This is a genomic window from Bradyrhizobium sp. USDA 3240, assembly GCF_054063295.1.
Window position 1 is genome coordinate 5,826,661 of sequence record NZ_JBSSGD010000002.1, and the last position, 12,672, is coordinate 5,839,332.

The 12,672-nt window shown below is 59.5% G+C and carries 8 protein-coding genes and 6 pseudogenes; 11 read left to right on the plus strand and 3 right to left on the minus strand.

Annotation, left to right across the window (positions count from 1 at the left end; genetic code table 11):
* Window position 1: 1 nt before the first annotated feature.
* The 4 genes and pseudogenes from ACVIGA_RS28160 to ACVIGA_RS28175 all read left to right on the plus strand — a co-directional run.
* On the plus strand, window positions 2–616 hold the full coding sequence (locus ACVIGA_RS28160) for a group II intron maturase-specific domain-containing protein (RefSeq protein WP_456670904.1): 615 nt from the start codon (window positions 2–4) through the stop codon (window positions 614–616).
* A gap of 79 nt (window positions 617–695) precedes the next feature.
* A pseudogene (locus ACVIGA_RS28165) lies at window positions 696–1,189 on the plus strand (IS630 family transposase); the annotation flags it as partial.
* 22 nt (window positions 1,190–1,211) lie between these two features.
* A complete protein-coding gene (locus ACVIGA_RS28170; protein ID WP_456668696.1) occupies window positions 1,212–2,201 on the plus strand; it encodes an IS30 family transposase in 990 nt (329 codons plus the stop codon).
* Between the two features lie 7 nt (window positions 2,202–2,208).
* Window positions 2,209–2,760, plus strand: a pseudogene (locus tag ACVIGA_RS28175) (IS66 family transposase); the annotation flags it as partial.
* A 255-nt stretch (window positions 2,761–3,015) separates the two neighbouring features.
* Here the strand turns inward: ACVIGA_RS28175 and ACVIGA_RS28180 are convergent.
* The gene (locus ACVIGA_RS28180) at window positions 3,016–4,125 is read right to left on the minus strand and encodes an IS110 family RNA-guided transposase (RefSeq protein WP_173643979.1); all 1,110 of its coding nucleotides are present in this window, start codon (window positions 4,123–4,125) and stop codon (window positions 3,016–3,018) included.
* Window positions 4,126–4,236: 111 nt separating this feature from the next.
* Between ACVIGA_RS28180 and ACVIGA_RS28185 the strand changes: the two are divergent.
* The 7 genes and pseudogenes from ACVIGA_RS28185 to ACVIGA_RS28215 form a co-directional block, all read left to right on the plus strand.
* A pseudogene (locus ACVIGA_RS28185) lies at window positions 4,237–4,951 on the plus strand (IS256 family transposase); the annotation flags it as partial.
* A gap of 593 nt (window positions 4,952–5,544) precedes the next feature.
* Window positions 5,545–5,790, plus strand: a complete 246-nt coding sequence (locus ACVIGA_RS28190) for a hypothetical protein (protein ID WP_029085045.1) — start codon at window positions 5,545–5,547, stop codon at window positions 5,788–5,790.
* A 608-nt stretch (window positions 5,791–6,398) separates the two neighbouring features.
* The gene (locus ACVIGA_RS28195) at window positions 6,399–7,121 is read left to right on the plus strand and encodes an outer membrane protein (RefSeq protein ID WP_456668697.1); all 723 of its coding nucleotides are present in this window, start codon (window positions 6,399–6,401) and stop codon (window positions 7,119–7,121) included.
* 344 nt (window positions 7,122–7,465) lie between these two features.
* Window positions 7,466–7,963, plus strand: a pseudogene (locus tag ACVIGA_RS28200) (IS481 family transposase); the annotation flags it as partial.
* Between the two features lie 83 nt (window positions 7,964–8,046).
* Window positions 8,047–8,169: pseudogene (locus ACVIGA_RS28205) on the plus strand (hypothetical protein); the annotation flags it as partial.
* The gene (locus ACVIGA_RS28210) at window positions 8,154–9,404 is read left to right on the plus strand and encodes an IS701 family transposase (RefSeq protein WP_456670905.1); all 1,251 of its coding nucleotides are present in this window, start codon (window positions 8,154–8,156) and stop codon (window positions 9,402–9,404) included. The pseudogene ACVIGA_RS28205 and the gene ACVIGA_RS28210, both read left to right, overlap by 16 nt.
* An 80-nt stretch (window positions 9,405–9,484) precedes the next feature.
* Window positions 9,485–9,946, plus strand: a pseudogene (locus ACVIGA_RS28215) (integrase core domain-containing protein); the annotation flags it as partial.
* A 327-nt stretch (window positions 9,947–10,273) separates the two neighbouring features.
* Here the strand turns inward: ACVIGA_RS28215 and ACVIGA_RS28220 are convergent.
* A complete protein-coding gene (locus tag ACVIGA_RS28220) occupies window positions 10,274–10,999 on the minus strand; it encodes a LuxR family transcriptional regulator (protein ID WP_166106170.1) in 726 nt (241 codons plus the stop codon).
* A 55-nt stretch (window positions 11,000–11,054) separates the two neighbouring features.
* A complete protein-coding gene (locus ACVIGA_RS28225; RefSeq protein ID WP_456668698.1) occupies window positions 11,055–11,306 on the minus strand; it encodes a hypothetical protein in 252 nt (83 codons plus the stop codon).
* Between the last annotated feature and the right edge of the window lie 1,366 nt (window positions 11,307–12,672).

Sequence of the window (12,672 nt, forward strand, 5' to 3'; positions counted from 1 at the left end):
GATGGCGCGGACACATCCCGACCTCCCTTGGTGTCGGTATGCCGACGACGGACTGGTGCACTGCCGGACCGAGCAAGAAGCAGAGGCCATTAGGGCGGAGCTTCAGGCGAGGTTGGAGGTGTGCGGACTTCAGATGCACCCGACAAAGACGCAGATCGTCTATTGCATGGACAACAGGCGTCGGCGAACGTATCAGAGGGTCAAGTTTGACTTTCTCGGATATCAGTTCAGGCCGCGGCAGGTGGCAACGTCACAGCGGAAGGAATTCTTTTGTGGATACACCCCGGCGGTCAGTCCGACAGCTTTGAAGGCCATGCGAGCAACGATCCGAAGCGTGCACATTCCCCGGCAAACGCCGGGGACGCTGGCTGAGATTGCCCAACAGATCAATCCACTCCTCCGGGGGTGGATAGGTTATTATGGTCGGTTCAGCCGTTCAGCGCTGTTCTCTCTGGTCGACTACGTCAATCAGAAGCTGAAGGCGTGGATCATGCGAAAGTACAAGCGCTTCCGGCTCCACAAAACCGGTGCTTCGCTGTTCTTGCGAAAGCTGGCTCGGAATAACGCGGAGCTGTTCGTGCACTGGCAGTTCTTCGGAACGACCACGTTCACCTGACGGGAGCGGTGTGAACCGAGAGGTTCACGCACCGTTCTGCGAGAGGCCGGGGGTGAAAATCCCCCGGCCTACTCACCCTTGGATCAAGACCAACATGGCCCCTTTGCGGGGCTGGCGCCGCAAGGGCGCACGCCTGCGCGGCTTCGCCCCGCACGGTCACTGGCGTACCCTCACATTCCTCGACGCGCTCCGCCATGACCAACTCACGGCACCCTGCGTCTTCGGCGGCCCCGTCAACGGCGAATGCTTCTGCGCTTATGTGAAGCACCTTCTCCTGCCAACCCTGCGCGAAGGCGACATCGTCATTCTCGACAACCTCGGAAGCCACAAGTCGAAAGCTGTCAGGCAGATGATCCAGGCTGCTGGCGCCAGGCCCTGGTACCTGCCGCGATACTCGCCCGACCTCAACCCGATCGAACAGGCCTTCTCCAAGATCAAACACTGGATGCGGCAGGCTCAGAGGCGCACCGTCGAAGACACTTGGCGCCAAATCGGTCACCTCGTTCAGGACATCCAGCCTCGCGAATGCCAAACTACTTCGCAAACGTCGGTTATGCTTCAGTCAAAATGTGAAACGCTCTAGGGTGTTGTGGCGATGGGACAATGTTATGGCCAGCTCAGCCTTGAAGAGCGCGTTGAGATTTACCGCCTGGCTGCAGGCGGTAAATCTCGAAACGATATTGCGTCTGCGCTTGACCGCGCGACGTCGACGATAAGTCGGGAGCTGAAGCGCAACTCGCGGCCTACCAAGGTCTGGAGGGGCGGTTACGAACCTGTCCGGGCTCAACAATTGGCCGAACGTCGGCGACGGCAGGATGGCCGCTTCAAGCTGGCGCGCCAGCCGGCCCTGCGGGACTGCGTCGGCAAAAGCCTTGCGATGGGACATTCGCCGGAGCAGATCGCTGGTCGACTGGCGCGAGAGCATGGTCGCGTCATGATCAGCCACGAGTCAATCTATCGTTTCATCTATCATCGTACGGCCCAGAAGGATTACTGGCACCGCCTGCTGCCGCGCCATAAACTCAGACGAGGGCGCCGGCGACGCCCAGGCGGCAGCCCTGCCAGCTTCATTAAACAACGGCGCTCGATCGATGAACGACCCTCCGAGGTCGAAGGCCGCGGGACGCCGGGTCATTGGGAAGCCGACTTCATGCTGTTCGCGCGATATGGCCAAGGATTGCTGGTTCTCCACCGGCGACAAGCCCGCTTCAGCATCGTGCTGCATCCACGCGATCGGAAAGCTGTCCTCACCCCTCGGACCATCGCCCGTCAACTTGGCAAGCTTCCACAGGCGATCCGCAAAACCATCAGCTTCGACAACGGAACCGAGTTCGCCAAGCATCACAGGCTTCACAACGCCCTCGGCGTCCAAACCTTCTTCTGCGATCCCCATAGTCCCTGGCAAAAAGGCGGCGTGGAAAACTCCATCGGGCGCTTACGACGCTCTCTACCACGCAAAACCGACCTCAGGTACATTACGGCAGCCGCCCTCAGGCGGCTCGATACCCCACGCGAATGCCTGGACTTCAAGACACCCGCCGAGGCATTCTCCAAACTCAAATCAATCGTTGCACTTCACACGTGACTCCATCCCCGCGCCCAATGCCAGCGAGGCGCTCAAGCATATCGCCGAGTTCTACGCCATCGAAAGGGACATCCGTGGCCGCGGCGCCGAGGAGCGCCGTCTCGTTCGGCAGCAGACAATCCGGGCGCTGGCGGAAGCCTTCGAGCGATGGCTCCGCGCAAAGCTCGCGTTGATCAGCCAAAAGGGCAAGTTGGCCGACGCCATCCGCTATGCGCTCACACGCTGGGATGGCCTGACGCGCTTCATCGATGATGGCCGTATCGAGCTTGACAACAACGTCGTCGAGCGCTTGATCCGTCCGATCACGCTGAACCGGAAAAATGCGCTGTTCGCAGGCTCCGACGGCGGCGCCGAGCACTGGGCCGCCATCGCCTCCCTGGTCGAAACCTGTAAGCTGAACGACGTCGATCCGCTCGCTTACCTGACCGACGCCCTCACCAGGATCGTCAACGGCCATCCAAACAGCGACATCGATCAACTGCTTCCGTGGGCCTTTGCCGTCAAGACCTCAAAGCTGTGGCCTGAGAACGACGCTCTGATGTCCGCTGTCAAGGATTAGAACGCAGAGCACCGCCCCGATCGTCGTCGATCGGCTATTCATAGAGATGGTCGTGCATAGGTGGAGGCGGAACCGAAGGACGTCGGTGATCAAGCTCTGATGCGCGGGTTGGCTACCGCATTCCCGATTGTGCGTCCGAGGTCTGCTCCTATCTTACTGCGGGCGTCGGCGCTCTTGCCGGCCACAAAGCGTCTGACGGGCATTCCCTCTGCCGTGGTCCCGCCTCCGCCCATGCACGATGATAAGGGCGCTCGATCAGGCTGTCTGCACTTGCCTGGCAACCGCCCACATGAACCCCACCAGTTCACGGGCGATAGCGGTGCAGACCACCGTCGTTCGTTTGCCGCGCGCCGCCAGCTTCCGGTACCGGGCCGTCAAGCGGCTCTGCGCCTTCCAAGCAATCTCTCGCACTGCTGGCGACGTCTGTTCGAGCCGGTATAGTTTTGTCTTGCCGATCTTCGGCGGGTGTCGATATGTCCAGGCGCTTTCGACCAACATGTGGCGAACACGGCCGTTGCCGGCCTTGGTGATGCCGCCACGTCTGACAGCCTCTCCCGTCGATCGCTCGCTTGGCACCAGACCGAGGTAACCCATAAGTTGACGTGGGCCCTCAAAACGGCTCACGTCACCGACCTCGGTTGCGAATGTCACTGCGACGACCAGATCGACGCCGCGCAATGTTTGAAGCGCCCGCACGAGCGGCTCCAGAGACCAGGTCGAGACGAACTCTTCGATCGTGCGCTCGAGCCGGTCGACCCGGTCCCTGGCGACGCGAACTGCTTCGACCATTTCTTGTAGCGCGATCTGATGTGCGGGGTGGTCGAACTGTTGTTCCTGGAGCCAACGCAAATAGCGCATCGTCCAGCCCTTTTTGCGGGGATAGGTGCGGCCATGCTTGAGCATGAAGGCGCTCACCTGCTGCCGGTGGATGCGCAGCGTCTCAACCGCTGCCGATCGAGCGCGAACGAGGTCGCGCATCGCTTCGTGACCTTCATCGGGAACCCATACCGCCGTCAGCTCGCCGGCGCGTAGCAGCCGCGCGAGAGAAACGGCGTCCCGGCGGTTCGTCTTCACACGATCACCCGGCTTCCTTGGGATCAGCGACGGCGCCACCACCGTGCATTGGTGGCCGAGCGACCGGATCAGGCGATAAAGACCATAGCCAGTCGGGCCGGCTTCGTAACAGAAGTGGACGCGGTCAAACCGGTTGGCGATCCGCCCTAAGACGCGGCGCATGTTGGTGGCCGAAGCATCAACCTCGCCGAAGAACCGAACCTCCCCCTCCCGGCCTGCATCCGCAATCGCGACGGCATTTCTCAGCTTGGCCACATCGATTCCGACGAATGCTTCCCTATAATCTGCCACGGCTCGTCCTCCTGTGATGAGGATCGGCTCGGTTCGCCCGAGCAACCCTCGGACGCGCAGTGTAGGGCGAGCCACCTCATCGGTAGAGGCGGACATACGGTCTTACGCATGAAGAGGATCTGCGCCGTCGTGCAGGAGGCCTACGTGCAGGGCGTCTCGACCCGTTCGGTAGACGACCTAGTGCAGGCAATGGGGATGAGCGGCATCTCCAAGAGCCAAGTGAGCCGGCTGTGCGGCGAGATCGACGACAAAGTGAAGGCGTTCCTCGCCCGCCCGATCGAGGGCGACTGGCCGTATCTGTGGATCGACGCCACCTACGTGAAGGTGCGCCAGAATGGCCGCATGTGTCGGTCGCGGTGATTGTCGCGGTCGGCGTCAACAGTGACGGCCACCGCGAGGTTCTCGGCATGGATATTGGCCCTTCCGAAGCCGAGACATTCTGGACGGAGTTCTTGCGCAAGCTCGCCTGCCGCGGCTTGCGCTGCGTCAAGCCGGTTGTGTCCGACGCGCACGAGGGCATCAAGGCCGCCATCAGCAAGGTGCTCAACGCCACTCGGCAGCGCTGCCGCGTGCACTTCATGCGCAACGCGTTGGTCGCATGCCGGCAAGAGCGGACCGCGCGTCGTCTCCGCCTTCATCGCCACCGCCTTTGCCCAGGACGATGCCGAGACCGCCCAAGCGCAGTGGGCGGAAGGTCGCCGACCCCAAGCTGCTCAAGCTTGCTGGCTTCCTCGACGAGGCCGAGACCGATGTGCTCGCCTACATGACGTTCCTGCCCCAGCATCGAACCAACCTGCACTCGACCAACCCGATCGAGCGCCTCAACGCGCCACACCACGCCCGTGGACCCGATCCGGCGCACTCTGGATCAATTCCGGCCCGATCGGCGCTGGCGTTTTTCATCCTCTTCTAACGTGTTCGGCTTGTACGGGGCTTAGATCCATAATGCGAGCAAGATAATGCCCCGACACATGTCACAACACCAACAATACTTGTCCGGAATATACCGGGCTTGATCGGAAGCCGACATCTCAGAAAACGACTAGGCTGTTCGCTTGAGATCTGCAAATGGTGGACGACCCCGACCGCCATGGTCGTGTTGAAGCTGCGACTAGCACGAGCGAAGTTTGATCGCCTGAAACAACGCCTTGCACCGTTAGCGGACCTCAAGCGGTACCGCTAGAGACGCTTGTACTGCGTTGTTAGCTTCACTCGCTCCGAGATCAATTCCAATTGATTGACATTACGACGCTCGGTCATCCGAACTTCAACAAGCATCTATATGATGTCCATTATGGCGCCGAGCGTAGCTCGATGCGCGAGCAAGATCGCAAACCGATTTGAGCGCTGGCCACATGCTCTCGGTTTCGTTTGGGGCAAACTGATTTGTCTTTGAAGGGCGTTGCAGTGGAGTTTGAGATGGATCACGACTTATCCCAGCAGGTCCAGGCGCCAGAGGCTCTCGTGAGTGTGGCGTTTGATAAGGCGTGGCGCTTTGTCGAGAGTGATCCGATCCTAGCGCACAATCTGAAGTCCGTCCTTCATCGCCGATTGCGCGATTTACTGGCGAGCTCGGTAAGGAACGGCGAACGCAATGCACTCCATCTTGCAAACGAGGCGATACGCAATTTGCGCGCCGAGCTTGCGCATGCGACCACGCAATAGGCTTCCTCGCACATCCACTGGCAAGAGAGATCCGGTTCGCCGGGTTTGCCCCGTCATTCAGCCAAGAACGAACGCCGACGCCGATGGTGACCGATCTGACCTTCCTCCACTCATATCGTTCGCCGCGCTGAAGGCGCCGCAACGCCGCGCGCGTTGTGATCGCACGTGCCCTGCGATCGGGTGATCCTCAACGGCTTGATAAAGCGCGGCCCGCCTGAGAGCACTCGCCAAGCAGCTCATCACGCACCGGCAGGACTTACGCAGCTCGGCTCTCGCGCTGGTTCTTGACGGGGAGCTTACACCCCATATCACGGCGCACCGCGATGCGAAACCGCAGTCCCAAGGAGCACGCTGCACCATAATGCCTCACGTCTTCCAACGTTTGACTGATCCGAATTTCCATTGGCGTATTTTGCGTGTGAGCTCCAGCCAGATTCGGCCATTTCGCTGACGGGTGCGCGTGACGTCCTTGCACGCTCCACAATCTGACGCTGCGTGCGGTTCGACGCATTTCTCCCGAAGGATTGTTGTCCTGCAGTTACAGCAATCGGCGTCGATGTTGTTAAGACGCACAGCGCCGGGGGGCACCGAAAGGAACGACACTCGAAATGAAGAGTTTTCTGATTCTGACTGTAAGCATTGTCGCGCTCAGTGCAGCGGCACCGGCGCTTGGCGCGGACTTCGCCGTGCAGCCCGTCAATATAAAGGCGCCGCCGATGCCCATCGCGGCCCCGATCACTGACTGGACCGGCTACTATATCGGTATCAATGGCGGCTGGGGGGCTGGCCATAATTGCTGGAACTTCAATGGCGTCACTCCCGAGGGCTGTCATAATTCGACAGGTGGTTCGATCGGCGGCCAGATTGGCTATCGTTGGCAGATCTTCAATATGGTTTACGGCATCGAGGGCCAGGGCAATTGGGCCGACTTCAGCGGCTCCAATGTTGGCACCGCCTTCCCGGCCGACACCCTCCGCACCAAGACGGATGCGTTCGGGTTGCTTGCTGGCCAGATTGGCTACGCATTCAATGCCGTGCTGCTTTACGCCAAGGGCGGTGCCGCCGTGACCAGCAACACCTACCACATCGACTCAGTGGCGACTGGTACGGAGATTGCCAAAAGCAGCAATGTGCGTTGGGGTGGCGCGCTGGGCGCCGGTGTCGAAGTCAGTCTTACGCCGAGCTGGTCCGCCGGCGTCGAGTATGACCGTTTGTTCATGCAGGGCACCAATGTAGCCTTCCCAGGTGCCGGCGTGGATCGCGTCCACCAGGACGTCGATCTGATCACAGCGCGGCTCAATTACAAGCTCAGCCCAGTGCTTGGCAAATAATGATCTCTACGCACTAGCGCGGTGAAACGAGAGCCTCGACCTGGGTCGGGGCTCTTTCTTCAGGAGGCGCTCTCTGCAGCGGCCCCGCCGCGGCCGAATTTTCCTGAATCCCGAGCTCGGTCTCTCGACGGACTGCGCGACGTCACTCAAATGGCAGCTAACATCAAATGGTGTACGTGGCGCCACCAAATTTATGAGCAAGATGCCGGGATGATCACCGGTCTTCGCCGACTGAGCGCAAGCAGCTCCAGACGACGTAGGCCACTGGCGCGGCCACCTTGCCCTAGGTGTTTAGTCCCGGGCTTTGATTGGGCATTCTTGTCGCACGGTTCGAAGGATGCGCTATGGGACAAGTTTTACACGGCTGCGCCACCACGACGGAGGCAGTCCGTCGAGCAATACAAAATAGTCAAGAGAGCCTGAGAGCACTCGCCAAGCGCTACGGGATCAACCAGAAGACTGTCGCGAAGTGGAAGCAGCGCGAGACCGTCGCCGATCGTTCGACAGGCCCCAAGGAAGCCAACTCGACAGTCCTTTCCATCGAGGAGGAGGCGGTCATCGTCGCTTTCCGGCGGCATACACTGCTGCCGCTCGACGGTTGCCTCTATGCCCTGCAGCCGACCATCCCGCATCTGACGCGGTCGTCCCTGCATCGCTGCCTCCAACGCCACGGCATCAGCCGATTGCCGTAGGTTGAAGGCGGCAAGCCTTCGAAGAAAAAGTTCAAGGCTTATCCGATCGGCTATTTCCACATCGACATCGCTGAGCTCCAGACCGCCGAAGGCAAGCTCTACCTCTACGTCGCAATCGGTCGCACCAGCAAGTTCGCCTTCGTACAACTGGCTAGTCTTACTGAGTCAGAAAGTCGCGGACGTTTTTGACGACGAATCGGCTACCCGAGGGACTCACGCGAGGGGGAGCTGGAATGGGTAGCCGAAGCGGTAACCAGGGTGAATCGCGATTTACGGCCTATGTCGAGGGTTTGGCGAGCGTGATCGGGCACGCGGATCGGACGAGACCGCTGAGGGACTACTGTGTTGGCCTGATGCTGCCCGGGGATCGCAAAAGCGTCGAGCCGATGGCGGCGATAACAGCCCCGGAGCGAACGGCGGCCCAGCATCAACATTATTGCATTTCGTCGGCGCGGGCGGATGGTCGGACGAGAAGGTCTTGAGCAAGGTGCGAGAGATGGTCCAGCCCAAGATCGAGCGACACGGTCCGATCGAGGCCTGGATCATCGATGATACTGGCTTTCCCAAGAAAGGGCGGCATTCGGTTAGCGTGGCACGGCAATACTGCGGTCAGCTTGGCAAGCAGGACAATTGCCAAGTGGCGGTCTCGCTATCGATTGCCAATCATCATGCGAGTTTGCCGATCGCCTACCGTTTGTACCTGCCGGAAAGTTGGGCCGAGGATGAGGATCGCCGAGAGAAGGCGGGCGTACCAAAGGATGTCACCTTCAAGACCAAGCCTGAGATCGCGCTGGAGCAGATCCGGTCGGCGTGTGCAGCGGGCATTGCACGCGGTGTTGTGCTGATGGATGCGGGATATGGGGCCGATACCGCGCTGCGCGGGGAAGTGACGGCACTGGGGTTGCGCTATGTTGCCGGTATCTTGCCGCACACCTCTGTCTGGCCACCAGGCACGAGACCGCTGCCACCAAAGCGATGGTCTGGGAATGGGCGGCCGCCAAAGCTGATCCGGCGCGACGACAAAAATAAGCCCTGCTCAGTCAAGGCGCTCGCGCTGCCGAGAACGGCCTGGCGCAATGTCAGATGGCGCGAAGGCAGTGCTGATTGGCTGACCTCGCGCTTTGCACGCGTTCGGGTCCGTCCCGCTAATCGCGATTACTGGCTGAGCGAGCCCCGTGCGGAGGAATGGCTGTTGATCGAATGGCCTGACGGCGAGGCGGAGCCGACCAAATACTGGTTCTCGACACTGCCTGAAAACATCTCCTTCCGCGCCCTGGTCAACTTCGCCAAGCTCAGATGGCGCATCGAACGCGACTACCAAGAGCTCAAGCAGGAGGTCGGCCTGGGGCATTATGAAGGGCGTGGTTGGCGCGGCTTCCATCACCACGCCACGTTATGCATCGCCGCCTACGGCTTCCTGATCTCCGAAAGGGAGACGATTCCCCCCTCACGACCTCGTCGGCCCGCGTTCGTCAAAGAATTTGCGCTTCCCAAAAATCAAAAGCCGCGGGGCGCTACCGCTCAGAACCGAGCGTCATATTCCGAATTCGATCGCTACCATGCGGCGGCGCCTTACCAGCGCATTGGTTAGCCGGCTACGTAGATGTCCGTGCTGCGCAGTCCAAATCCAGGTCGATGCGCCGTCATGATTTGTGACGCAGTAAGACTAGGAAGACGGGAAGGACCTCCGCCTCGGCCTTCCTCGAAGCTCTGATCGCGGCTGTCCCCTACAAGATCCATACGGTTCTCACCGACAATGGGATCCAGTTCACCTTCTTGCCGCGCTACGCGGACGGCCCGACAGCAAGATACGTGACACATATGTTCGATATGCGCTGCCAAGAGAACGGCATCGAACATCGGCTGACCAAGATCAAGCATCCCTGGACCAATGGGCAGGTCGAGCGCATGAACCGCACGATCAAGGAAGTGACCGTCCAACGCTACCATTATGATCGACACGATCAGCTCGAAGCTCACCTTGCCGACTTCATCACCGCCTACAACTACGCTCGGCGGCTGAAGACCCTGAAGGGCCTCACACCCTACCAATACATCTGCAAATGCTGAACTTCCCAGCCAGAACGATTCAAACTCAATCCGCTCCAGCAAATGCCGGGACTAAAAACCTAGGCGATCTCATTTGAGTGATGCATCGAGCGACACGTTGTTGTTGGGGGCGTCGGCATCACGACCAATACGATGCGGCGATGTCTCAAAGGCGGAGCGTTGGACGAGCCGCTTCTGTACTCGCCCCGCGGGTCTGGGGATCTCATCAGTTCCGCACGCATACCTTTTCAAGGGCCTTTTCATCCGACATATTGGCAACGTAGCGGATCCGAAGTTGACGCGGCGTCAGATTTCAATGCGCTTTTTCCCGATCGATCGTTGCGCGGCAGTTTCGGTGGCAAGCTCCATATTGAAAGTTGTGAAACAGCCGGCGTTTGCTCTCAGCCGGTATCAAAGGACATTGAGTCGAACGGCCATGATGGCGGCCTGGATCCGACTCGTCGCGCCCAGCTTTCGCATCACATTCTTAATATGAAAGTTCACAGTGTTCTCGCTGATTTGCAAGATCATTCCGATTTCCCACGACGATTTACCCTCGGCCACCCATCGTATGCAGCTGGTTTCCCGCTGTGACAGCGCAACTTTCTTGTCGCAGTCAGCATCCGCGCGGCGCGCGATTTCACCATAGGCAGTGTGAAATTGCCAAGCCAGAGCATTGAGGTGACTGATGCAATGCTGAGGATCAATATTCTCTGATGGAGACGCAAACGAGGCGACAGATACCCGGCCCAGCGGACCAAACAATGGCACGCTCATACCATGCTTCAGACCTGCCTCTCTAGCCTCGTCAAGCACCCGTCTTTCGTCCGGCTGAAGTTGATATTGTTGGCCGAGCTGATCCCATAGATAAGGCCGCGAAAGCAGCGGAGTGCGCCGGACCACCGGATCGATGGTATGGTACTTGCGTTTAAAATAGCGGTCGCACCAGTCTATTGGCCATTTCACGGCTACGGTCGGGGGTGGGTAGTCCGCCAGCCGAAGTGGCTCGACGAAGTTGAGAGATCCATAGGAAACTTCAGTAAAGCCCTCCTGGCTCGCACAGCTTACAAGAAGGTCGAACAGGGCTCTGAGAGAATGTGTCCGGTTTGCACATTCAGTGAAGCTAAAAAGATCCAAAGGCGCCTCAGGACGCCCATCACCATCGGTGTTGGTGTGTTCGATTGCGCTTGTTTCAGGCGGAGCCAAGTTTCATTCCATGACCTGAACTCTTGGGTTGCTCTTCGTCAAGGCCGGAGCGCTCGGATGCTGCGCCAGATCTGCCATTGCCGAACTTGTCACCCTCCCGTCCGCTGTGGTCGCGTGACGCATCCTTCAAACATTGCGAGGTGCCGCCGCTATTCTTGATCAAAGGTTGAACCGCATGCGGCAACCGCCGCGCCGATGCCCCCTCAATATGTTCTGTCCGGCTCATCTGATGAAGCATGGGCACATTCACGATTGCCCAGCTCGCCCTAGGTTGAGGGGGCAGGCCCGCGGCTAAAACGTCGGCTCTGCTCAGACTGGGCCGTATGAAACCGATGTCCTGCCGAATGAAGCTTCGCCGCGCGATCCAGGCGAGATAGAGCACACCGATCGGTTTGGCGGTGCCAGGATCGAACGTCGCGGTGTTGCCATCGATCTTCTGCGTGCCAGTGACAACGACAGCAACCTTATTCTTTCTCCCAATCCAGCGAACTGGCGCCGTTAGCCCGTGACTGGTCCTCTCCTTTCGACGGCCTCGAAGAGGTGATCGATGAGCTTTACGGGGTACTACCCGAGGCAGAAGGTAGCCGCCTAGTATCAGTGCCCCGTGCCGGACGGGGAAGGTCGGGCAGGTCCTGCGCGAAGGGGTTGTGCCCGCAAATGTTGGCCGCGACGGCGGCGCAACTTTACATGCGCGGAGGCGCGAGGCTCGCTTGATGCAGACGACACTTTGCATACAGATCTCCAGAAAGGAGAGGACGTGGCATCTGAACAGCAAACGTCGGACCAATTGCCGGCAACGCGAAACCATCCGTCTAATCAATGGCTTGAAAGACGGACGACGCGTTAGCGCGCCTTAGGCACATTGAAGCGATCGCGACATCGGGAGGAAACGCGACAATGGCGCAGCACGAATCAATCGAGATCAGTCAGCCCAATTGCAGCTCTCTGCGCTGGAGCGAGCTGCTCGCGCTGCTGCTCACGCATTATACGCTTGAACGGCCTCCATCGCATCCAGCATCCGCGAGGAACACCACCCGCTTGTCTTGAAGGGCGCGAAACTCATGCGCGATTGGCTCGAAGGTCCTCATTGTACCTATGCAGAGCCATCGATCTGCTCGAGTTTGGCGAAATCGATCCTGTCGATAGTTCAAAGTGATCGGGGGCACGGCGACAGCTCGCAATTCGCGCCGCAACATAGAGGGACTCGACAGATCATTCTGCCCGAATTCGGCGAGGGCGAGACGCCGTCGAACCAAGGCGCCCCGACGCACTTTGCCGGGGTTGGAAGTGCGCCGGGTCCGCCCCAACATCATCAGTACATCCGTGATGATGCTTGTGGCAATGAGACAAGCAGCGTGGCGGAATTGAGGCTCGTCGATTGCTTTGACCTCCAGTCCGAATTGTTTTCATGCGCGCTCGCAGAAACTTGTATCGGGTTGTACAATTCTCTATTGGGGTCTTCGTCGCACAAGCAGCTTCTTGTTCATGGCTCGCCAGACGTCGAACGAAACGCATGCTGGGCATCTTGAGGAGAGATGCCGAGCATGGTGAGCATAAGCGGCGCCTCGCCAAGTTGCACTTCCAGATTCCCGCCGCTGGCTACC

What these genes read in the sequence shown, in the direction of transcription:
- ACVIGA_RS28160 (WP_456670904.1), top strand. Translation starts at nt 2, where the DNA reads ATGGCGCGGACACATCCCGACCTCCCTTGGTGTCGGTATGCCGACGAC.
- ACVIGA_RS28170 (WP_456668696.1), top strand. Translation starts at nt 1,212, where the DNA reads ATGGGACAATGTTATGGCCAGCTCAGCCTTGAAGAGCGCGTTGAGATT.
- ACVIGA_RS28190 (WP_029085045.1), top strand. Translation starts at nt 5,545, where the DNA reads ATGGATCACGACTTATCCCAGCAGGTCCAGGCGCCAGAGGCTCTCGTG.
- ACVIGA_RS28195 (WP_456668697.1), top strand. Translation starts at nt 6,399, where the DNA reads ATGAAGAGTTTTCTGATTCTGACTGTAAGCATTGTCGCGCTCAGTGCA.
- ACVIGA_RS28225 (WP_456668698.1), bottom strand. Translation starts at nt 11,306, where the DNA reads ATGCTTCATCAGATGAGCCGGACAGAACATATTGAGGGGGCATCGGCG.